This window comes from Streptomyces musisoli (genome assembly GCF_016741855.1).
In the GTDB taxonomy this organism is placed as follows: Bacteria; Actinomycetota; Actinomycetes; order Streptomycetales; family Streptomycetaceae; genus Streptomyces; species Streptomyces musisoli.
In genome coordinates this window covers 356,577-378,037 of the sequence record NZ_JAERRH010000004.1, presented here as the reverse complement: position 1 = coordinate 378,037, position 21,461 = coordinate 356,577, and the positions used below count along the sequence as shown (strand labels likewise).

At 72.0% G+C, this 21,461-nt stretch carries 19 protein-coding genes and 1 riboswitch; of the genes, 7 read left to right on the top strand and 12 right to left on the bottom strand.

Annotation, left to right across the window (positions count from 1 at the left end; translation table 11 throughout):
• Positions 1–123: 123 nt before the first annotated feature.
• The gene (locus JK361_RS14325; RefSeq protein WP_201817070.1) at positions 124–2,538 is read right to left on the bottom strand and encodes an MMPL family transporter; all 2,415 of its coding nucleotides are present in this window, start codon (positions 2,536–2,538) and stop codon (positions 124–126) included.
• A 168-nt stretch (positions 2,539–2,706) separates the two neighbouring features.
• Here JK361_RS14325 and JK361_RS14320 point away from each other — a divergent pair, with 168 nt between their 5' ends.
• Positions 2,707–3,393 carry a response regulator transcription factor gene (locus tag JK361_RS14320; RefSeq protein ID WP_201817063.1) on the top strand — a complete coding sequence of 229 codons (687 nt, stop codon included), beginning with the start codon at positions 2,707–2,709 and terminating at the stop codon, positions 3,391–3,393.
• On the top strand, positions 3,390–4,835 hold the full coding sequence (locus JK361_RS14315; protein ID WP_201817061.1) for a sensor histidine kinase: 1,446 nt from the start codon (positions 3,390–3,392) through the stop codon (positions 4,833–4,835). Before JK361_RS14320 ends, JK361_RS14315 begins: the two co-directional genes overlap by 4 nt.
• A 61-nt stretch (positions 4,836–4,896) precedes the next feature.
• Here the strand turns inward: JK361_RS14315 and JK361_RS14310 are convergent, their stop codons facing one another.
• Positions 4,897–6,441, bottom strand: a complete 1,545-nt coding sequence (locus JK361_RS14310; protein ID WP_201817059.1) for an ABC transporter substrate-binding protein — start codon at positions 6,439–6,441, stop codon at positions 4,897–4,899.
• Between the two features lie 232 nt (positions 6,442–6,673).
• A complete protein-coding gene (locus JK361_RS14305) occupies positions 6,674–6,913 on the bottom strand; it encodes an SCO4848 family membrane protein (RefSeq protein ID WP_201817057.1) in 240 nt (79 codons plus the stop codon).
• Positions 6,914–7,085: 172 nt separating this feature from the next.
• Here JK361_RS14305 and JK361_RS14300 point away from each other — a divergent pair, with 172 nt between their 5' ends.
• Positions 7,086–8,336 (top strand): D-alanyl-D-alanine carboxypeptidase family protein, encoded by a 1,251-nt coding sequence (locus JK361_RS14300; RefSeq protein ID WP_222995680.1) that lies wholly within the window; start codon positions 7,086–7,088, stop codon positions 8,334–8,336.
• On the opposite strand, the gene JK361_RS14295 is transcribed toward JK361_RS14300, so the two are convergent.
• Positions 8,284–9,204 (bottom strand): YihY/virulence factor BrkB family protein, encoded by a 921-nt coding sequence (locus tag JK361_RS14295; protein ID WP_201817052.1) that lies wholly within the window; start codon positions 9,202–9,204, stop codon positions 8,284–8,286. The two genes, JK361_RS14300 and JK361_RS14295, sit on opposite strands and share 53 nt — an antisense overlap.
• Positions 9,205–9,289: 85 nt before the next feature.
• On the opposite strand from JK361_RS14295, the gene dprE2 reads away from it, so the two are divergent.
• On the top strand, positions 9,290–10,054 hold the full coding sequence (dprE2, locus tag JK361_RS14290) for a decaprenylphospho-beta-D-erythro-pentofuranosid-2-ulose 2-reductase (RefSeq protein ID WP_201817049.1): 765 nt from the start codon (positions 9,290–9,292) through the stop codon (positions 10,052–10,054).
• Between the two features lie 83 nt (positions 10,055–10,137).
• Here the strand turns inward: dprE2 and JK361_RS14285 are convergent, their stop codons facing one another.
• From JK361_RS14285 to JK361_RS14275, 3 genes are all read right to left on the bottom strand, one after another.
• Positions 10,138–10,719 (bottom strand): 2'-5' RNA ligase family protein, encoded by a 582-nt coding sequence (locus JK361_RS14285; protein WP_201817042.1) that lies wholly within the window; start codon positions 10,717–10,719, stop codon positions 10,138–10,140.
• A 149-nt stretch (positions 10,720–10,868) separates the two neighbouring features.
• A complete protein-coding gene (gene trpS / locus JK361_RS14280; protein ID WP_201817040.1) occupies positions 10,869–11,882 on the bottom strand; it encodes a tryptophan--tRNA ligase in 1,014 nt (337 codons plus the stop codon).
• A gap of 101 nt (positions 11,883–11,983) precedes the next feature.
• Complete coding sequence (locus JK361_RS14275; RefSeq protein ID WP_201817038.1) at positions 11,984–13,432, bottom strand: glycine hydroxymethyltransferase; 1,449 nt, start codon at positions 13,430–13,432, stop codon at positions 11,984–11,986.
• A gap of 32 nt (positions 13,433–13,464) precedes the next feature.
• A riboswitch (ZMP/ZTP riboswitch) is annotated at positions 13,465–13,553 on the bottom strand.
• A 103-nt stretch (positions 13,554–13,656) separates the two neighbouring features.
• On the opposite strand from JK361_RS14275, the gene rocD reads away from it, so the two are divergent.
• Complete coding sequence (gene rocD / locus JK361_RS14270; RefSeq protein WP_201817036.1) at positions 13,657–14,865, top strand: ornithine--oxo-acid transaminase; 1,209 nt, start codon at positions 13,657–13,659, stop codon at positions 14,863–14,865.
• Between the two features lie 94 nt (positions 14,866–14,959).
• On the opposite strand, the gene JK361_RS14265 is transcribed toward rocD, so the two are convergent.
• A complete protein-coding gene (locus JK361_RS14265; protein ID WP_201817035.1) occupies positions 14,960–15,457 on the bottom strand; it encodes a nuclear transport factor 2 family protein in 498 nt (165 codons plus the stop codon).
• Positions 15,458–15,507: 50 nt separating this feature from the next.
• Here JK361_RS14265 and JK361_RS14260 point away from each other — a divergent pair, with 50 nt between their 5' ends.
• On the top strand, positions 15,508–16,071 hold the full coding sequence (locus JK361_RS14260; RefSeq protein WP_201817032.1) for a TetR/AcrR family transcriptional regulator: 564 nt from the start codon (positions 15,508–15,510) through the stop codon (positions 16,069–16,071).
• A 135-nt stretch (positions 16,072–16,206) separates the two neighbouring features.
• Here JK361_RS14260 and JK361_RS14255 read toward each other — a convergent pair whose 3' ends face one another.
• The 3 genes from JK361_RS14255 to JK361_RS14245 all read right to left on the bottom strand — a co-directional run bounded on the left by JK361_RS14255 (position 16,207) and on the right by JK361_RS14245 (position 19,047).
• Entirely contained in the window at positions 16,207–17,238 is a 1,032-nt protein-coding gene (locus tag JK361_RS14255; RefSeq protein ID WP_236052920.1) for a ferritin-like domain-containing protein, read from the bottom strand.
• A gap of 191 nt (positions 17,239–17,429) precedes the next feature.
• Positions 17,430–18,614 (bottom strand): glutathionylspermidine synthase family protein, encoded by a 1,185-nt coding sequence (locus JK361_RS14250; RefSeq protein WP_201817026.1) that lies wholly within the window; start codon positions 18,612–18,614, stop codon positions 17,430–17,432.
• A gap of 13 nt (positions 18,615–18,627) precedes the next feature.
• Positions 18,628–19,047 (bottom strand): hypothetical protein, encoded by a 420-nt coding sequence (locus JK361_RS14245; RefSeq protein WP_201817025.1) that lies wholly within the window; start codon positions 19,045–19,047, stop codon positions 18,628–18,630.
• A 118-nt stretch (positions 19,048–19,165) separates the two neighbouring features.
• Here JK361_RS14245 and JK361_RS14240 point away from each other — a divergent pair, with 118 nt between their 5' ends.
• Entirely contained in the window at positions 19,166–19,987 is an 822-nt protein-coding gene (locus JK361_RS14240; protein ID WP_201817605.1) for a DMT family transporter, read from the top strand.
• Positions 19,988–20,000: 13 nt separating this feature from the next.
• On the opposite strand, the gene pdxR is transcribed toward JK361_RS14240, so the two are convergent.
• Positions 20,001–21,422: a MocR-like pyridoxine biosynthesis transcription factor PdxR gene (gene pdxR, locus JK361_RS14235; RefSeq protein WP_201817024.1), complete on the bottom strand. Its 1,422-nt coding sequence runs from the start codon at positions 21,420–21,422 to the stop codon at positions 20,001–20,003.
• Positions 21,423–21,461 lie beyond the last annotated feature (39 nt).

The following is a 21,461-nucleotide window of genomic DNA, read 5'->3' as shown; positions in this document are numbered from 1 at the left end:
CCCGGGCCGCAGGCGGGACGGTCGCACCACCCGGTGCCGCCCGGCGTCGCTCTCGACGCCGGGCGGCTCATTGAACCGGGCGGCTCATCGAACCGGGCGGCTCGTCAGGACCGGAAGTGAAGGCTAGTTGACCGCGTCCAGATCGCCTTCCGCCACCTCCACGTCGTACACCAGCGGCCCCTCTCCCACGACCACGTGCCGCGCCTTCAGGCCGTGCGTCCCCGCCGTCACCGCGAGCAGATACGAGCCCGGGCCCGGCACCGACACGATGTACGAACCGTCCGCCAGCGACATCACGTGGTCCAGCTGACGCCCGCCCTTGGACAGCAGGGTCACCGCGGCCTTCTCCACCGGATCGCCGTCGGCCGTGCGGACGTAGCCGTGGACCACCGAAACGGAGTCCTCGGCCCGTACGGCCTCCGTCCCCTCCTCCTTCGGCTCCACCGCGAGGTGCGGCAGCCGCTTGTCCAGCCACCCCGGCAGCCACCAGTTGGAGTTCCCCAGCAGGTGCATCGCGGCCGGCACCAGTGCCGTACGCAGGATGAACGCGTCGAGCGCGACCGCCGCCGCCAGGCCGACGCCCGCCATCGCCCCGCCCGGGTCACCGCTGAGGACGAAGGCCATGAACACGCAGACCATGATCAGGGCCGCGGAGTTGATCACACGGCTCGTCTCGGCGAGGCCGACGCGCACCGCACGCGCGTTCTCCTTCGTGTGCACCCACTCCTCGTGCATCCGGCTGACCAGGAACACCTGGTAGTCCATGGACAGACCGAAGAGCAGGGACAGCATGATGACCGGCAGGAAGGCGTTGATCGGACCTTCCTTGCCGAGGCCCAGCAGGTCCAGGCCCCAGCCCCACTGGAAGACCGCGACGAGGACACCGAAGGAGGACGCCGCGGCGACCAGGTTCATCACGGCGGCCGTCAGCGGGACCACCAGGGAGCGGAAGGCGACCATGAGCAGCAGGAAGCCGAGGCCGATGATCGTCAGGACGAAGTACGGGAGGCGGTGGCCGGTGACGGACGCGAAGTCCTTGTAGATCGCGGTGGCGCCACCGACGTGGGCCTGCACCTTCGCCTCCGGGATCACCTCGTCCCGCAGCGTGTCGATGAGGTCGTCGGTCGCCTTCGACTGCGGTGACGTCTTCGGGATCACCTGCACGACCGTCACACCCTGGCGCGGGGGCAGCGCGCCGGCCTGGGCGACCCCCTCGGTCCCCTGGATGTCCTTCACCAGGCCGGCCGTGCCACCACCGGAGACGACCACCTGGAGCGGGCCGTTGAAGCCCTGGCCGAAGCCCTCGGCGAGCAGGTCGTAGGCCTTGCGGGTGGTCAGGGACTCGTCGTCGTTGCCCTGGTCCGCCGCGCCCAGGCGCAGGGACAGCACCGGCAGGGCGAGCACGGCCATGACGACGAGGGCGACCGCGGCGACCGTACGGGGGCGCTTCTGCACGCGCTGCGACCAGCGGGCCGCGAGGCCGCTCGCCTGCTCCTGCTCGGGGCCGTCCGCGGCGAGCCTGCGGCGCTGCCTGCGGCTGAGCACGCGCGGGCCGAGGAAGCCCAGCAGGGCCGGCAGCAGGGTGGTGGCCGCGATGACGCTGAGCACGACCGTGAGCGCGGTGCCGATGACCACGCCGTCCAGGAAGCGCAGGTTCGTCACCAGCATGCCGGCGAGCGCGATGCACACCGTGCCGCCCGCGAACAGCACCGCCCGGCCGGAGGTGTTGAGGGCGACGACCACCGCGTCCTCGGGGTCCATGCCCCGCAGGATGCCGCGCCGGTGCCGGGTGACGATGAACAGCGCGTAGTCGATGCCGACGCCGAGGCCGATCAGCGAGGACAGCAGCGGCGCCAGGTCGGGGATGTCGGTGGTGTGGCTGAGCAGCTGGACGGAGAACATGCCCGTGCCCACACCGAAGACGGCGATCCCGATCGGCAGCAGCATCGCGAGGAACGAGCCGAAGGCCAGGAACAGCACGACGGCCGCGGCGAGGATGCCGACCATCTCCGCGAGGCCCTGGGGCGGCTCCTGCACCCGCGTGATGGCCTGCCCGCCCAACTCGACCTCGAGTCCGTCCCGCCTCGCGTCCTGCGCGGTGTCGACGACCTTCTGGATCAGGTCCTTGGGCAGGCTCTCCGCCTGCTTGTTGAACGTGACCTGGGCGTAGGCGATCCGCCCGTCCCGGCTGATCTGCGCCGCGCCCTGGGCCCCGGTGTAGGGGCCGGTGACCCCGCCGACGCCCTCCAGCTTCGCGATCTTGTCCAGTGCCGGCTGGATGCCGGCCTTCACGGACGGGTCACGCACCGTCCCGCCGTCGGTCTTCCACACCACCGTGTCGGTGTCGCCCGCGCTCTCCGGGAAGGCCTTCTCCATCAGGTCGTACGCCCGGTTGGAGTCCGTGTTCGGGAGGGAGAAGACGTTCGTGTAGTCCTTGCCCGCCGCCGAGGCGGAGAAGCCCAGGCCGACCAGCGCCCCCACCCACAACAACAGGACCACCAACCGGTGCCGGTAACACCACCGTGTCCATGCCGTCACTCTCAACTCTCCTTAAAAAGAAGGTACTTCGGTAGTCGGTCCCCCAAAGGTCCTGGGCTACAGGATCGGCATCCGCACGCGCGCCTGGGCACCCGTCCCCCATGACTCACAAGGAACTCCAAAGCTCGTTCCGGCCCCGGAGCGGGCGGCCCGGCCGATACTGGGGGCATGACGGCTCTGGGAACCGTGCTGGTCGTGGAGGACGAGGAGAGCATCGCGGACGTCCTCGCCATCGCCCTGCGCTACCACCGCTTCGAGGTGATGACCGCGGGCGGCGTCCGCGAGGCCCTCGCGCTCACCGAGCGCACCCGGCCCGACGCCGCCCTGCTCGACGTCATGCTGCCGGACGGGGACGGCCGCGCCCTGGGCCGCGAACTGCGCGCCCGCCAGCCGGATCTGGCCCTGGTGTTCCTGACCGCGCGGGACTCCCCCGCCGAGATGGTCGGCGCCCTCGGCTTCGGCGACGACTACATCACCAAGCCGTTCGACATCGACGTGGTCGTCGCCCGGATCTGCGCGGTGCTCCGCCGCACCCGCCACTCCGACGTCATCCCCGAGCGCCCGCCCCTCAGATACGGCGATCTGGAACTGGACGAGACGACGTACTCGGTGCACCGCGCGGGCCGCACCATAGAGCTGACCCCCACCGAGTACGCGCTGCTGCGGTTCCTGGTGCGCAACGGCGGCCGGATCGTGCCCAAGGAGCAACTGCTGCGCCACGTCTGGCAGTACGAGCACGTTCCGTCGGAGTCGACCGTCGTCGAGACGTACATCAGCTATCTGCGGCGCAAGCTCGACACCCTCGGCCCTCCGGTGATCACCACCCGGCGCGGGGTCGGATACGGACTCGCATGAGGTCACGCACCTGGCGCGGGGTCAACTCCCTGCGCGGCCAGCTCACCCTGGCCAACGTCGGGCTGCTCGCCGTCGGCATCGTGGTGGCGACCGCGGTGAGCCTGATGGGGATGCGGCACTACCTGGTCGGCCAGATCGACACCGAACTGGTCAAGACGCGGGACTCGCTGGGTAGTTCGGGACTCACCCTGCAACAGGTCGACTCGCTGCGCGTGCTCGACTTCGTCCGGGACCGCATCGCGCCCCAGCACGTCGACCAGCAGCTCACCCCGGACTCGATCTTCACCGCGGTCGACGTCCGCGGCAAGCCCCTGGCCCTCTTCGGCATCCAGCCCACCGAGGCCCAGCGCACCCTCGCGGACGCCGTCGCCGGCCCGCGGTCCCTCGCCACGGACCCGGCCCCGCACGACGTCACCGTGCACGGCGCCACCTACCGCGTGACCGCGACCCGCCTCGCCGACGGCCCGTACTTCCTGCTGGCCATCTCCACCGACGCCCTGACCAAGGGCATAGCCAAGGCCCTCAGACTCGACCTCGCCGTCGGCACGCTGCTGCTCTCGCTGCTGTGCTGCCTGACCATGTTCAGCGTGCGGCGCCGGCTCAGGCCGCTGGAGGACATGGTGGAGACCTCGTCCGCCATCGCCGAGGGCGACTTCACCCGGCGCGTGCCCTCCAGCCACCACCCGACGCAGGAGGTCGAGCAGCTGCGGCTGGCCCTCAACTCCATGCTCCACCAGGTGGAGTCGGCGTACCGCACGCGCGAGCGCACCGCGGCCCAGCTGCGCCGCTTCGTCGCCGACGCCTCGCACGAGCTGCGCACCCCGCTCGCGGCGATACGCGGCTACCTCCAGCTGTACGACAAGGGGATGCTGAGCGAGCCGGGCCAGCGCAAGCGCGCCTGGGACCGGATGAACGCCGAGACCGAGCGCATGGGCCGGCTCGTCGACGAGCTGCTCACCCTGGCCCGCCTCGACCAGCGGCCCGAACTGCGCCTGCGGAACGTCGACGTCAGCCGTCTGGTGCGGGAGGCCGCCGAGGACCTCAGGGCGCAGCAGCCGGACCGGCCGGTCACCGTGGCGGCGGACGGGGTGCTGCTGGTGCACGCCGACGAGTCGGGGCTGCGCCAGGTGCTGGGCAATCTGCTGGCCAACGTCCGTACGCACACGCCCGCCGACGTGCCGGTGCGGCTGGGCGCGGAGCGCGCGGACGGGGCGGTGCGGCTGTGCGTCGCCGACAAGGGCCCCGGGCTGGCCGAGGAGGACGCGGCCCGTGTCTTCGACCGCTTCTTCCGGGCGGGCGGCGGCGCGGGCAGCGGGCTGGGCCTGGCCATCGTGCAGGGCGTGGTGCACGCGCACGGGGGCGAGGTGGCCGTGCGGACGGCGCCCGGCGAGGGACTCGCGGTGACGGTGACCCTGCCGGGGCGCATGTCCGTACGGCAGTGAAGACGCCGCGCGGATCAGTGCCCGTACGGCAGTGAGAGCGCCGCGCCGGGCGGAGCCGTCGTCAGATCCAGCCCAGCCGCCACAGCCGGAACACGCCCGTGCCGTCCACCAGGTACTGGCCGCCGCCGACGTCCTCGGTGCTGACCACGTACTCCTTGCGCTGCCACAGCGGGATCAGCGGGACGTCGTGGGCGACGTCCGACTGGATCTCCTTGAAGTCGTTCGCGGCCCGGCTGCGGTCGGCGAACTGCTGGCTGTCCAGGATGAGGTGGTCGACCAGCTTGTTGCTGTATCCGGTGCTCATGGTGGAGCCGGTGCCGACGAGCGCGGCGCCGAAGGTGTCCGGGTCGGGATAGTCGGCCACCCAGCCGACCGACCAGGCGTCCATCTTCCCGGCGGCCCAGCGCTTCTGGAAGTCGGTCCACTCGTACCCCTTGACGTCCACCGCGAACAGGCCGCCCGCCTCCAGCTGCTTCTTCAGCTCAGCGGCCTCCTCCGCGCTCGCCTCCCGGTTGATGCCGTAGCCGAAGGTGAAGTGCACGGGCAGGCTCACCCCGGCCTCGGTGAGCAGCTCGCGCGCCTTCTGTGTGCTCGGCTTCGAGTAGTTGTCGAAGAACGAGGTGGTGTGGCCGGTGATGCCGGTCGGGATCAGCGAGTACAGCGGGTCGACCGTGCCCGCGTAGACCGTCGCGGCCAGCTGCTCCCGGTTGACCAGCCAGGCCAGCGCCCGGCGCACCCGCGCGTCGTGCAGCGGGGAGCCGGAGCGGGTGTTGAGGTACAGGTTGCGGGTCTCGGCGCTGTCGGAGTCGGTGACCCGCTGGTTCGGGTCGCTCGGGTTCAGCGCGGAGAGCACGTCCGGCGGCAGGGTCCGGGTGGCGACGTCGACCTGGCGGCCCCGCCATGCGCGCTCCAGCTTCCGCGAGTCGGCGTAGTAGCGCAGCTCGATGGGGCGGCCGGTGCCGCTCAGGTAGCCCCGGTAGCGCCGGTTCGGCGCCAGCTCGGCCTTCCGGCCCTTGGTGTACGCCGTCAGCGTGTACGGTCCGGTCCCGTCGACGCCGGTGTCCGTGCGCAGGGCGTCGGCCGGGTACTTGTCCTTGTCCACGATCGCACCGGCGCCGGTGGCGACCTTCAGCGGGAAGGTGGCGTCCGCGGACGAGAGGTGGAAGGTGACGGTGCGCGCGTCGTCGGCGCTGACCGAGGCGAGCGTGCCGAGCAGGGACGACGGGCCGACATCGGAGTCGATCTTCCTGACCCGGTCGAAGGAGTACTTCACGTCCTCGGCCGTCATGGCGCGCCCGCTCGGGAAGGTGATCCCGGAGCGCAGGACGCACTGGTACGTCCGCAGGCCGCTGCCCTTGAACGCGCAGCTCTGCGCCGCGTCCGGGACCGGCTCGACCCCGCCCGGCTCGAACGTCAGCAGCGACTGGAAGACGTTGCTGAACAGGGCCCAGGATCCGGCGTCGTAGGCGCCGGCCGGGTCGAGCGCGGTGACCGCGTCCGTCGTTCCGACGGTGATGGCCTTGTCGTCGTCGTCCTGCGCCGACAGTAACTGCCAGCCGCCGATACCCAGGACGGCCAGCACGATGAACGTCACGAGAATCCGCATGCGAACAGATCGCACGGTGGTGCCCTCCCCAGGGCCCTTCGCGGCCCCTACCCCTGGCCCAGCACGAATCGGTCACTCCCCCTCGAGTGACGCGGCTCACCTAATCACACGGGTTTCACCCCGCGGAAGGGCTTTCTGACCAGTTGTGGAAGAACTTACCGAGACGTTGATTCCGCCGGGGTTTCACAGGTTTCACACAGCCGTGCGAGCGGGGGGCGGCCCTGGCTCGCCGCTATGACGTCCGGCGCAGTGCGCGCAGGCCGCGCAACCCGATGACCCCGATGACCGTCCCCAATACGAAGGAGACGACCGCCAGCAGCAGGTGCACCCAGAAGTACGCGGTCGGGTGACCGTCGTCGAAGGCGAGCCCGCTGCCGTCCTCGACGAGATTCTTGACGAAAGTGACCCAGATGACCCAGCTCCACAGCCCGAAGGCGAGCAGGAACCAGGAGACAGGGCGGCTGAGTTTCACAGGGACGGACCTTTCCGCACGACACCGGGCACCCGCGGGCGGCCGGGGGTCCGGGGGACGTCCCCCGGTCGGGCACAGCTTGACCCCAGTATCGCCGTCCCGGTTCCGGTGCCGTGTCGCGGGTGGAGCCGGTGGCGGGACTTCACGGTCCGGTGCGGGTACGTTCTCGACCGTGCCCGCACCGAAGAAGTCCGGCCGGCGATCCCTGCTGGTCACCTCCGCCACACTGCTGTCCCTGTCCGTCACCGCCCCCGCCGCGCTCGCCGCGCCGACTCCCTCGACGAGCCCGACGGCCACGCCCCCGGCCCAGATGTCGACGCTCGGCGGTGCCCGGCTCGGGCAGCCGGGCACCCAGGTCAATCTCGCCCCCGGCGTCCCGGTGCTGCCCAAGGACCTGACCGCCCGTTCCTGGATCGTCTCCGACGCCGAGTCGGGCGAGGTCCTCGCCGCGCACAACGCGCACTGGCGGCTGCCCCCGGCGAGCACGCTCAAGATGCTGTTCGCGGACACCGTGCTGCCCCGCTTCCCCAAGAGCACCCGGTACAAGGTGGCGCCGAAGGACCTCGAAGGGGTGGGCGCCGGCTCCAGCGTGGTCGGGATAAAGGAGGGCCGCACCTACTCCGTCCACGACCTGTGGCTCGGCGTCTTCCTGCGCTCGGGCAACGACGCCGTGCACGTGCTGGCGTCGATGAACGGCGGTGTCCAGCAGACCGTCGAGGACATGCAGGACCACGCCGAGGAACTCCAGGCGCTGGACACGTACGTGGTCTCGCCCGACGGTTACGACGCTCCGCAGCAGGTGTCGTCGGCGTACGACCTGACGCTGTTCGCCCGCTCCGGGCTCCAGAAGAAGGACTTCCGCGACTACTGCTCGACCGTGAGCGCGAAGTTCGGCTCCGCCGAGATCCGCAACACCAACCGGCTGCTGAGCGGCGACAGCGACGTGCCCGTCTACCAGGGCATCGCGGGCGTGAAGAACGGCAACACCAGCCACGCGGGCGCCACCTTCACCGGGGTCGCCGAGCGGGGCGGCAAGGTACTGCTGGTCACCGTGATGAACCCGGACAAGAGCGAGCACAACGAGGTCTACAAGGAGACCGCGAAGCTGTTCGACTGGGGCTTCCGTGCGGCCGGCAAGGTCAATCCGGTGGGCGAGCTGGTGCCGCCGAGGAGCGCCTCGCCGGGCAGCGCGCGACCGGATGCCGGCGCGTCCCCGGGGCAGGGCGCGCAGCCGTCGTCCGGCGCGGCCGGCGGGGTGGGTGCGAAGCCGGCGGCGAGCGCCGCCGCCCCGTCCCGCTCCGGCGGCGTCGGGACCGCCCTGGCGATCGCGGGTGGTCTGCTGGTGCTGCTCGGGGGAGGGGTGTTCCTGGTCAATCGCCGGTGGCCGCTGCCGGATCTGATGCGCCGTCGGGCGCGTCCCTGACCTCGACCCCCTCGTCCTCCTTGCTGCCCGTCGCCGTCCATGCGGCGCAGAACAGCACGAGCTTCGAGGTGAAGTTGATCCACAGCAGCAGGGCCACGGGGACCCCGAACGCGCCGTACATGCTCTTCGCGGCGACGCCCTGGATGTAGCCGCTGAGCAGCAGCTTCAGCAGTTCGAAGCCGATCGCGCCGAGCAGCGCGGCGACCAGCAGGCGGCGGCGCGGCGGCTCGACCCCGGGCAGCAGGGTCAGGACGTAGAGCAGGACCAGGAAGTCGGCGAGGACGGCGACGGCGAACGCGGCCGTCCTCAGCAGCGCGCTGCCCCAGCTGTGTTCGTCCAGGCCGGCCTGCCGGGACAGCCAGCCGACGGCGGCCGAGGCGAGGGTGGAGGTGGCGAGCGTGACCAGGAGGGCACCGCCGAGGCCGAGCAGGATGCCGGCGTCCTTGGCCTTGGCGAGCACCGGGTTCTCCTCCTGGTCCGGCAGCTCCCACACCGCGCGCAGGCAGTCCCGTGTCTGGCCGACCCAGCCGATGCCCGTGAGCAGCAGGACCGCGCCCGCGATGACGCCGACGGTGCCGGCGTTGTCGACGAGCGAGGTGAGGTCCAGCCGGCTGGAGAGGACGCCGGGGAACTGCTCGGCGATCTTCTGCTCCACGGTCTTCTGCCGGGCCGGGCTGAGCGTGGCGGCGCTGATGGCGGCGGCCACGGTCAGCAGCGGGAACAGTGCCACGAAGCTGACGAACGTCATGGCGGCGGCCAGCCGGGTCCACTTCACCCGGTCCAGCCGCTCGTAGGACCGCCACGCGTGCGTGGCCGCCAGCCGGATGACGATCGGCCCGATGCCGGGGAGCTTCTTCAGCCAGTCCATGATCCGACTGTGCCCGCTGCGCGGGAGCGTCAACACCGCGTTTCTTCGCCAAGACGGTCATATACGGGCGATACGGTCGGCTGTCATGAAGGATGCCTCGGAACCGCCCACCGCACTGCCCCGGTCGCTGCTCGTCCTCGGCGGCACGTCCGAGATCGCGCTGGCCACCGCTCGCCGGCTGATCGCGCGCCGCGCCCGCACGGTGTGGCTGGCGGGGCGCCCCTCCTCCGCCCTGGAGCAGGCCGCCGACAGCCTGCGCGCGCTCGGCGCGGACGCCCGCACCGTCGCCTTCGACGCGCTCGCCCCCGAGTCCCACGAGACCGTCCTCGGCAAGGTCTTCGCCGAAGGCCCCGTCGACATGGTGCTGTTCGCCTTCGGCGTCCTCGGCGACCAGGCGCACGACGAACGCGACCCGCTCCGCGCGGTGCAGGTCGCGCAGACCAACTACACCGGGGCCGTCTCGGCGGGGCTGGCCGCCGGCCGCGCGCTCCAGTCCCAGGGCCACGGTTCCCTGGTCGTGCTGTCCTCCTCCGCCGCCGAACGCGCCCGCCGCGCCGACTTCATCTACGGCTCCAGCAAGGCCGGCCTCGACGCGTTCACCCAGGGCCTCGGCGACGCCCTGCACGGCACCGGCGTGCACGTCATGGTCGTGCGGCCCGGGTTCGTCCTGACGCGCCGCACGGCGGGCCGGCCGCGGCCGGCGCTCGCGACCACGCCGGAGGCGGTCGCCACGGCCGTCGAACTGGGCCTGCGCCGCCGCTCGGAGACGGTCTGGGTGCCGGGAGCGCTGCGCCTGCTGATGGCGGCGCTCCGGCACATGCCCCGGACGCTGTTCCGCCGGCTCGGCTAGGGCCTCTCGTTCGGATCACGCCGGGCTCGCGCCCCGCTCCCTGATCCGGCCCGAACCGAACGAAGGGCCCCAGGGCCTTCGCGTCACGGCGCGAAGCGCGGGACGTACAGGTCGGCGTGGCCCGGCTGGGGCGGTACGACCGATCCCCCGAAGGTGTACTCGCGCAGCTTGCGCCACACGCCGTCGGCGCCCTGCTCGTACAGCGCGAAGCCGGTGCAGGGCCACTCGGCGTCGTAGCCCGCCAGTTCCTCGAAGGCGCGGTCCATCGCCGCCTCGTCGATGCCGTGCGCGACGGTGACGTGCGGGTGGTACGAGAACTGGAGCTCGCGTGCCATCGGCCCGGAGGCGTCCCGGACCCGCAGCTGGAGCCGGGCGCACTCCTCGGCGCCCTGCACGACCCGCACGTAGACCACCGGCGACACGGGCCGGAAGGTGCCGGTGCCGGACAGCCGCATCGGGAACGGGCGGCCCGCCGCGGCCACTTCGGTGAGGTGCGCATCGACCGCCGGCAGGTCGGCCGCGTCGACCTCGGTCGGCGGCAACAGCGTGACGTGCGTGGGGATACCGTGAGCCGCGGGATCGCCGAAGCCCGCGCGCCGCTCCTGGAGCAGGCTGCCGTGAGGCTCCGGGACCGCGATCGACACGCCGATCGTTACGGTCCCCACGTCGTCTCCTGTCGTCGCGTCTGTCGTCTTCTCGGCCGTCTCGTCCCGGCCGTCGGATATCGACTGTACGGGCACGGATGTCCTGTGGGCAGGCGCAGCGGAAGTGATGTGCAGCGCTCTGCCCGCGCGGACCCGTGCGGTCGTACGCCTCAGTGCTTGGCCGGGAGGAAACCCACGCGGTCGTACGCCTGCGCGAGGGTCTCGGCGGCGACGGCGCGCGCCTTCTCCGCGCCCTTGGCCAGGATCGCGTCCAGCGTCTCGGAGTCGTCCAGGTACTGCTGGGTGCGCTCGCGGAACGGCGTCACGAACTCGACCATGACCTCGGCGAGGTCGGTCTTGAGCGCGCCGTACATCTTGCCCGCGTAGTCCTGCTCCAGCTCGGCGATCGGCTTGCCGGTGAGCGTGGAGTAGATGGTGAGCAGGTTGGAGATGCCCGGCTTGCTCTCGGTGTCGAAGCGGATCACCGTGTCGGTGTCGGTGACGGCGCTCTTGACCTTCTTGGCCGTGCTCTTCGGCTCGTCGAGGAGGTTGATGAGGCCCTTCGGCGTGGACGCCGACTTGCTCATCTTGATCGACGGGTCCTGAAGGTCGTAGATCTTCGCCGTCTCCTTGAGGATGTACGGCTTCGGGACGGTGAAGGTCGGGCCGAACCGGCCGTTGAACCGGTCGGCGAGGTCGCGGGTCAGCTCGATGTGCTGGCGCTGGTCCTCGCCGACGGGCACCTCGTTGGCCTGGTACAGCAGGATGTCCGCCACCTGGAGGATCGGGTAGGTGAACAGGCCGACGGAGGCCCGGTCGGCGCCCTGCTTGGCGGACTTGTCCTTGAACTGGGTCATGCGGCTCGCCTCGCCGAAGCCGGTGAGGCAGTTCATGACCCAGGCCAGCTGGGCGTGCTCGGGGACATGGCTCTGCACGAAGAGCGTGCAGCGGTCCGGGTCCAGGCCGGCGGCGAGCAGCTGCGCGGCGGCGAGCCGGGTGTTGGCCCGCAGCTCCCGCGGGTCCTGCGGAACCGTGATCGCATGCAGGTCGACGACCATGTAGAACGCGTCGTGGGACTCCTGGAGGGCCACCCACTGGCGGACGGCGCCCAGGTAGTTGCCGAGGTGGAACGAGCCTGCGGTGGGCTGGATTCCGGAGAGCACGCGGGGACGATCAGAGGCCATGCTTTTCATTGTCGCAGAGAGTACGGAGGGGTTCGGTTCGTGGGGAACCGCGGGCCCGTTGTGGCCGGGCCCGCGGTTGCCCACACCCTGACGGGGCGCTCTCAGCCGAGGTCGACCTCGGGGTAGAGCGGGAAGCCCGCCACCAGGTCCGTCGCCCGCCGGGCGATCTCCTCGGACACCTTCTCGTCCAGTACGTGGGCCGCCTTGGACGGGGCGCCCGACTTGGTGGTTCCCGGCTCCGTGGTGGTCAGCACGCGGTCGATCAGGCCCGCGACCTCGTCCATCTCGGCCGTGTCCAGGCCGCGCGTGGTCAGGGCGGGGGTGCCGACGCGGATGCCGGAGGTGTACCAGGCGCCGTTCGGGTCGGCCGGGATGGCGTTGCGGTTGGTGACGATGCCCGAGTCGAGCAGGGCCGCCTCGGCCTGGCGGCCGGTGAGGCCGTAGGACGTGGCGACGTCGATCAGGTTGAGGTGGTTGTCCGTGCCGCCGGTGACGAGCGTGGCGCCCCGGCGCATGAGGCCCTCGGCGAGCGCGCGGGAGTTGTCGACGATGCGCTGGGCGTAGTCCTGGAAGGCGGGCTGCCGGGCCTCGGCGAGGGCGACGGCCTTGGCGGCCATGACGTGCGGGAGCGGGCCGCCGAGGACCATCGGGCAGCCGCGGTCCACCTGGTCCTTGAGGGAGTCGTCGCACAGCACCATGCCGCCGCGCGGGCCGCGCAGGGACTTGTGGGTGGTCGTGGTGACGATCTGGGCGTGCGGGACCGGGTCGAAGTCGCCGGTGAGGACCTTGCCCGCGACCAGGCCGGCGAAGTGCGCCATGTCGACCATGAGGGTGGCGCCGACCTCGTCGGCGATCTCGCGCATGATCCGGAAGTTCACCAGGCGGGGGTACGCGGAGTAGCCGGCGACGATGATCAGCGGCTTGAAGTCGCGGGCCTGGGCGCGCAGGGCCTCGTAGTCGATGAGGCCGGTGGCCGGGTCGGTGCCGTAGGAGCGCTGGTCGAACATCTTGCCGGAGATGTTCGGGCGGAAGCCGTGGGTGAGGTGGCCGCCGGCGTCCAGGGACATGCCGAGCATGCGCTGGTTGCCGAAGGCCTGGCGCAGTTCGGCCCAGTCGGCCTCGGTGAGGTCGTTGACCTGGCGGGCGCCGGCCTTCTCCAGGAAGGGGACCTCGACCCGGTCGGCGAGGACGGCCCAGAAGGCGACGAGGTTGGCGTCGATCCCGGAGTGCGGCTGGACGTAGGCGTGACGGGCGCCGAAGAGTTCCCGGGCGTGCTCGGCGGCGAGGGCCTCGACGGTGTCCACGTTGCGGCAGCCGGCGTAGAAGCGGCGGCCGATGGTGCCCTCGGCGTACTTGTCGCTGAACCAGTTGCCCATCGCGAGCAGGGTCGCCGGGGAGGCGTAGTTCTCGGAGGCGATCAGCTTGAGCATCTCGCGCTGGTCGGCGACCTCCTGGCCGATGGCGTCGGCCACGCGCGGTTCGACGGCACGGATCACGTCGAGCGCGGCACGGAAGGCGGTGGATTCGGTCGACAGGGGCTGCTCTGGCATGGGGACCTCCGGACGGTGTGCGTACAGCGTTCACGTTCGGCCCAGGCGCACGGCACTCTTCCCACTCGGGCCGCTCCCTGATGGTCCGTCCCATCCCAGCGCGCCAGTCACGGCCCGCTCGTCAGCCTACCGGGCGCGCCGCGCGGCGGAGGTCCCGCGTCCACCATGCGAGCGAGGATAGGAAGGGGTTCACCGTCGAGTCCGAGCCGTTCCCGGGAGAGGCCGTGACCACTGCACAAGACCTCATCGCGACCGCCGACGCGCACTGCGCGCCCACCTATCACCCGCTGCCGGTGGTGATCGCCACCGGTGAGGGGGCGTGGCTGACGGATGTGGCGGGGCGCCGGTATCTGGACCTCCTGGCCGGTTACTCGGCGCTCAACTTCGGGCACCGCAATCCGCGGCTGGTCGAGGCGGCCCGGCGGCAGCTGGACCGGGTGACGCTGACCTCCCGCGCCTTCCACCACGACCGGTTCGCGGCCTTCTGCGCCGAGCTGGCCCAGCTGTGCGGGATGGAGATGGTGCTGCCCGCGAACACCGGCGCGGAGGCGGTGGAGAGCGCGGTGAAGACGGCCCGGAAGTGGGGCTACCGGGTGAAGGGGGTGCCCGGGGAGATGGCGAAGATCGTGGTGGCGGGCGGCAACTTCCACGGCCGTACGACGACGGTGATCAGCTTCTCGACGGATCCGCAGGCGCGGGCGGACTTCGGTCCGTACACGCCCGGGTTCGAGATCGTCCCGTACGGCGACCTGACCGCGATGCGGTCGGCGCTCACCGAGAACACCGTCGCCGTGCTGCTGGAGCCGATCCAGGGCGAGTCCGGGGTGATCGTGCCGCCGGCCGGCTATCTGGCGGGTGTGCGGCGGCTGACCCGCGAGCGGAACGTCCTCTTCATCGCCGACGAGGTCCAGTCGGGGCTGGGCCGGACGGGGCGGACCTTCGCGTGCGAGCACGAGGGCGTGGTGCCGGACGTGTACGTCCTGGGCAAGGCGCTGGGCGGCGGGATCGTGCCGGTGTCGGCGGTGGTGTCGAGCGCGGAGGTGCTCGGGGTGTTCCGGCCGGGCGAGCACGGGTCGACGTTCGGCGGGAATCCGCTGGCCTGCGCGGTGGCGCTGGAGGTGATCGCGATGCTGCGGACCGGCGAGTACCAGGAGCGGGCTGCGCGGCTGGGCGAGCGGCTGCACGGGCTGCTGGGCGAGCTGCTCGGCACGGGCCGGGTGACGGCGGTGCGCGGGCGCGGGCTGTGGGCCGGGGTGGACGTCGCCCCCGCGGCCGGAACCGGGCGGGAGATCTCCGAGAGGCTGCTGGCCCGCGGGGTCCTGGTCAAGGACACCCACGGGCCGACCGTCCGGATCGGCCCGCCGCTGGTGATCGGCGACGAGGAGCTGGAGTGGGGGGTGGAGCAACTGCGGGAGGTGCTGTCCGGGGACTGATCGGCGCGACGGCGCCTCAGCAGGGTGATGCCGGCACGGCGGGATGCCGGCGCGGCGGGATGCCGGCGCACCCGCAGGTCGGTGCGGCGGCAGGTCAGTGCAGCGGGATGTCGGTGCCGTGCTCGTCGGCGGGCCGGGGGCCGAAGATGCGCCGGTCGGCCTCGCCGATGGCCACGTCGTTGATGCTGGCCTCGCGGCGGCGCATCAGACCGTGCTCGTCGAACTCCCACAGCTCGTTGCCGTAGGAGCGCCACCACTGGCCGCCGGCGTCGTGGCACTCGTACTGGAAGCGGACGGCGATGCGGTCGCCGTGGAAGTCCCAGAGGCTCTTGCGCAGCGCGTAGTCCTGTTCGCGCTGCCACTTCTCGGTCAGGAAGGCGACGATCTCCTCCCGGCCGGTGACGAACCGGTCCCGGTTCCGCCAGACGGAGTCCGGTGTGTAGGCCAGGGCCACCCGGTGGGGGTCGCGGGTGTTCCAGGCGTCCTCGGCCGCCTGCACCTTCTGGCGGGCGGTCTCCAGGGTGAACGGCGGGTAGGGCGGGCGGCCTTCGGGCACGGCGACCTCCTCAGGTCGAGAACGAGCGTTCTCCATCGATGGGACTAAGGTAGAGAACGACCGTTCTCATCGTCAAGGAGCCCCCGATGCCCGCGCCGATCACCGAGGAACAGACCCGCCTGGACCGCGAAGCGCTCCTCGGCGCGGCGGAGGCGCTCTTCTACGCGCACGGCATCCAGGCGGTCGGCATGGACCGGGTCCGGGAGGCCTGTGGACTGCCCCTGAAACGGATCTACCGGCTCTTCCCGACCAAGGAGGACCTCGTGGTCGCCGTGCTGCGGCGGCGCGACCGGCGCTGGCGCGCGAGCCTGACCGCCCACGTGGAGAGCGTCCCGGACCCGCGCGAGCGGGTGCTCGCGGTCTTCGACTGGCTCGCCGCGTGGTTCGCGGAGCCCGGCTTCCGCGGCTGCGCCTGGATCAACGCCCACGGCGAACTCGGCTCGTCGTCCGAGCCGGTCCTGGCCGAGGTCCGGTCCCACAAGCGGGCCTTCCGCGACCAGCTCACGGCGTGGGTGTCGGCCACCGGCATACCGGTGGCCGAACCGGTGTACCTGCTCGCCGAGGGGGCCATCGTGACGGCCGGCATCGACGCCCGCCCGGACCCCGCGCAGCAGGCCCGCGCGGCCGTGGAGACGCTGCTCGGGGGCTAGCGCCTCCACGGCCGGCATCGACGCCCGCCCGGACCCCGCGCAGCAGGCCCGCGCGGCCGTGGAGACGCTGCTCGGGGACTGGCGCCTTTCGTTCGGATCACGCCGGGCCGTTCGCGCCGCCGGCGCCGCGCCGCCTCACGGCTCGTCCCCGACGAAGCGGAACTCCGGGCCGTAGGTCTGCCCGCTCCCGCCGGGCAGTGGTGTCTCCATCAGTGCCCGGGCGGGTTCCTCCAGCTGGAACATCTGCCCGATCGCCCCGTTCAGCATCTGCGCCGCCGTGCTCGGCTGCTCCGTCCGCCAGGCGCGTTCCAGGAACCGCAGGAGCGAGCTGTAGCGGCGGTTGAACGCGCCGAGGTGCTCGCGCACGTCGTCGGAGACGGGCACCCCGCCCTCGGCCCAGCCGCCGGCCGGCACCGTCGCCATCGGGAAGGTCCGGGGCATGGGAATCTCCTCGCCCTGGAAATCGAACCGCGGCGGATCGTCCGACACCCGGATCAGCCTGCGCCCGTGGAACATCTCCCGGAACGCGTAGAAGTGGGCCGGCTCCCCGGTGTCGCCGGGGAACGGGTTGTCCGGTGACGCAGCGGTCCCCTCGCCCTGCTCCTTGATGACCTTCAGGGCCGTCTCGACGTCGCCCAGCGAGGTGAGCGCGACGATGTCGTTGCCCTCGCCATGGGACGACATGTTCCTCTCCAGCTGCCGGGTGCCCTTGATCAGCTCCGGCCGGGAGCGGAACGCCTCCAGGATCGCCGTGTAGAACGCACCGATGGACGTGTGCGCGTCCAGGTCCTCGACGACGGGGTCGTCGGGCCGCTCGATGCGGGAGTACATGTCGAGGGCCTGCTTGCTCAGTCCGGTGAGCGACACCGACAGACCGGGCTGGACGCCGCCGGGAAGCGGTCCCGGATACGTCGGCACGAGGTCCGCGTCGGCGATGCGCGGCATCCCGCCGATGGTGGTGAGCATGTTGCAGGCCAGGCCCATGTGCGACATCTCGTCGAAGACGATGGCGTGCAACGCCTCGAAGACGCCCGGTCCCCTGTCCGCCTCCCGGATCGACCAGAGGCCGCACAAATAGGGCGGGAGCGTCGCGAGTTCCAGCATGACGGCCTGCTGCAGTGCTTCCTTCAGCCAGGTCTCGTCGTGTTCCGCGGCGGGCATCGCCATGAGTTCGACGATCGCGTCGCTTCGGTTTCTGCGAACATCTGGCATGAGAACTCCAGAGAGCCGGAGTGTCGCCGACCCCGCCCTCTGCTCAGCTTACGTCCGTCCAGATGAGCATGCATGTCCGCGGCACCGGCCCGCACACGGCGGCCGTGTGCCCGCCGACGGCCGCGTCCGGTACGGGAGTTGGAGCTCTAGAGGATCACATGGGGCAGGAAGCGGGCGTACTCGTCCGTGATCAGCTCCGAGGACTCGCGGATGCCGAGGCCGGCCGACTCGTCGCGCACGACCCAGGCGCCGAGGACGACGTGGTTGCCGTCGAAGGCGGGGAGCGGGGCCAGTTGCTGGTAGCAGCAGGGTTCGTCACGCGGCGCGGCCGGTGATCCCGGCTCGTGCACGGTGACGCCCTCGCCCTCGCGGCCGAGCAGCGGCTTGGCGACGTAACCGGTCGTCCCGGCCAGCTCGCGGGGCCCGTCCAGGTAGGCGGGCAGCAGGTTGGGGTGGCCGGGGTACAGCTCCCAGAGGACCGCCAGCAGGGCCTTGTTGCTGAGCAGCATCTTCCAGGCGGGCTCGATCCACAGGGTGCTGCCGGTACCGCCGCCGTTGTCCAGGGTGTCCAGGACGTGCCCGGCGAAGGCGTCCTCGGTGAGCCACTCCCAGGGATAGAGCTTGAAGATGCCGCGGATGAAACGGAGCCGGTTGTCGACGAAGCGGCCGGAGAGGCCGTCCCAGCCGATCTCCTCCATGGCGAGCCAGTCGGTGGCCAGGCCGGCCTGTTCGGCGGTCTCCTTCAGATAGGCGACCGTCATCAGGTCCTCGCCGAGTTCGTCGGCGGCCGAGTGCGCGAAGTGCAGCGGGCTGCCGGGAGGCAGCAGGGCGGCCTGCGAGCGCCAGGCGTCGACCAGCCGCTCGTGCAGCGAGTTCCACTGGTCCGCGCCGGGGAAACGCTCCTCCATCCAGAACCACTGCGGGGAGGCGGCCTCGACCAGCGAGGTCGGGGTGTCGGCGTTGTACTCCAGCAGCTTCGCCGGTCCCGTGCCGTCGTAGCGCAGGTCGAAACGGCCGTACACGGACGGGAGTTCGGCACGGCGCCGCCAGGACTCGGCGACCGCCGCGGCCACCCGCGGGTCGGTGATGCCGAGGTCGGCGAGCCGGTCCTCGGCCACCATGTGCTCGGCCGCCGCGAGGCACATGCCGTGCAGTTCCTCGACGGTCTCCTCCAGCGCCTCGACCTCGTCCAGGGAGAAGACGTAGTACGCGCTCTCGTCCCAGTAGGGACGCAGGGAGCCGTCGGGCTGGCGGGTGAGCGGATAGACGAGCCCCTGCTCCTCGACGGTCCGCTGCCAGCCGGGGCGGGGTGTGATGGTACGGCGTTGCATGAGTGTTCCCCGGTCAGCCGCCGGAGCTGCCCTTGCCGCCGCCGAAGCCGCCGCGGTGGACGCCGCTGTGGCTTCCGCTGTGGTTGTCGTCGTCGTCGTACGAGCCGCTGCCCGAGCCGCCGCCGGACTTGGTGAACGAGCCGCCGTCGACCCAGCCGTCATCCTCCTTGCCGTCGTAGTACCAGGCGGCGTCGACCTGCCTCTTGACGCCCTTCTTGACGGGCTTCTTCCTGCTCGTCGTGGTCCCGGACCCGCTGCCGGTCCTGCAGTTCTTGTCGGCGACGACCTTGTAGCCCTTGGCGAGGTTGTAGCTGTCGCGGTCGACGCAGCGCTTGTCCGGTTCGGACGAGCAGGCCGTGAGCGCGGCCGCCAGCAGCCCCATGCCGCCGAGGACGACCGTGCCGGAGCGGAGTTGTCGGCGTGTTTGCGCCATGGTGGTGTCTCCCCCGTCGGATGTCGTGTTCGGCGGCCAGCCTAGAGATGGGTGTACGGTCCCGCGAGAGGGGGGCCTTGATCAACCGCTCATCTAGAGTCACTTCGTGCTTTTCGGAATGGTGTGCGCTCTGGGTGCCGCGGTCTGCTTCGGTACCGCGACGGTGTTGCAGGCGATGGCCGCGCGGGCGGCGGGCGAAGGTGGTGGCGGCGACGCGGCCCTGCTGCTGCGGGCGCTGCGGCAGTGGCGGTATCTGGCCGGTCTGGCGCTGGACGGGCTGGGCTTCCTGCTCCAGATCGCGGCCCTGCGGTCCGTGCCGATCTACGCCGTGGGTGCCGCGCTGGCGGCGAGCCTCGCGGTGACGGCGGTGGTGGCGGCGCGGCTGCTGCGGGTCAGGCTGAGCGGGCTGGAGTGGTCCGCGGTGGGGGTGGTGTGCGCGGGTCTTTCCCTGCTGGGGCTGGCCTCGGGCACCGAGGGCGACCGGAGCGGGCCCGACTGGCTGCGGTACGCGATGGTGGCGGCGGCGGTCGGCGTGCTGCTGCTCGGCGGCATCGGCGGGCGGCTGTCCGGCCGGACCCGGGCGCTGCTGCTGGGGCTCGGCGCCGGGTGCGGGTTCGGGGTGGTGGAGGTGGCGGTACGGCTGATCGACTCGCTGCGGCCGGCGGATCTGCTGACCAACCCGGCGACGTACGCCCTGCTGCTCGGCGGCGGCGCCGCGTTCCTGCTGCTCACCTCGGCCCTGCAACGGGGCTCGGTGACGACCGCCACGGCCGGCATAGTGATCGGCGAGACCATCGGCCCCGCGGCGGTCGGCGTGATCTGGCTCGGCGACCGTACGCGCGAGGGCCTCACCTGGCTGGCGGCGCTGGGCTTCGCGGTCGCGGTGGCGGGGGCGCTGCTGCTGGCGCGGTTCGGGGAGGCACCGGCGACGCAGGAGTGAGCCACCTGACCTGCTAAGGCAGCACCCGGCACAGCGCCTCCAGCGCCCCCGCCCACGCGCTGTCCGGCGGGGTGCCGTAGCCGACGACCAGGGCGTCCAACGGCTCGGCGACGGCCTGCGGATGCCGGTGGAAGGCCAGCCCGTGCAGGGCCAGTCCCTGCCAGGCCGCCGCCTGCACCACCGACTCCTCGCTGCCCGGCGGCAGCCGCAGCACCGCGTGCAGCCCGGCGGCGACCCCGGTGACCCGGACCTCCGGCGCCCGCTCGGTCACGGCGGCGGCCAGCGCGTCGCGCCGGCGCCGGTAGCGCAGCCGGGAGGAGCGCACGTGCCGGTCGTAGGCGCCGCAGGAGAGGAAGTCCGCGAGGGTGAGCTGATCCAGCACGCCCACGGTGTCCACCCGGCCCTTGGCCTCGACCGCCTCCTCCGCCAGGTCCGGCGGCAGCACCATCCAGCCGAGCCGCAGCCCGGGCGCGAGCGACTTGCTGGCCGTGCCCAGGTAGACGACCCGGTCCGGGGCGAGCCCCTGGAGCGCGCCGACCGGCTGGCGGTCGTAGCGGAACTCGCCGTCGTAGTCGTCCTCCAGGACCAGCCCGCCGGTGCGTCGCGCCCAGGCCACGACGGCCGCCCGCCGGTCGGGGTGCAGGGGCGTGCCCATGGGGAACTGGTGCGCGGGCGTCAGCAGCACCGCGCCCGCCTCCCCCGGCTCACCGGGATCGGTGCCGAGTCCGTCGAACGGCAGCGCGGGCGTGGCCAGTCCCGCCTTCCGCAGCAGCGCCCAGTGGACGTCCAGCCCGTACGACTCCACCGCCGCCGTCCGCAGCCCGCGGGCCCTGAGCACCCCGCCGAGAATGCCCAGGGCGTGCGAGAAACCGGCGGTGATCACGATCGTCTCGGGGTCCGTGCGCACACCGCGGGCGCGGGCGAGGTAGCCGGCGAGGGCGGTGCGCAGTTCGGGCCGGCCGCGCGGATCGCCGTAGCCGAGGGCGTGGAAGGGGGCCGTGGCCAGGGCCCGGCGGGCGGCCTTCAGCCACTCGGTGCGCGGGAAGGCGGCGAGGTCGGGGGTGCCGGGGACGAGGTCGTAGGCCGGGCGCAGGGCGGGGGTGCGGCGGGGCGCCGGGCGGGGGCCGGCGGGCCGCGCCGGGCCGGCGGGCGTCCCGGTGCCGCCGGGCAGGCCGGTCACCACCCGGGTGCCGGAGCCCTGCCGGGCGGTGAGCCAGCCCTCGGCCACCAGGTCGGCGTACGCCTCGGCGACGGTGTTGCGGGCGATGCCGAGGTCGGCGGCGAGGCTGCGGGAGGACGGCAGCCGGGTGCCGGGGGCGAGCCGGCCGGAGCGGACCGCGTCCCGCAGGGCGTCGGTCAGGCCCCGGCGCAGACCCCCCGGGCCGATCGGTTCCAGGTGCAGGTCGACGCCCAAAGTGGCCCAGGAATTCGCCATGGAAATGGACCATACTCCTGGGCTGCCCCGCTCCTAGGG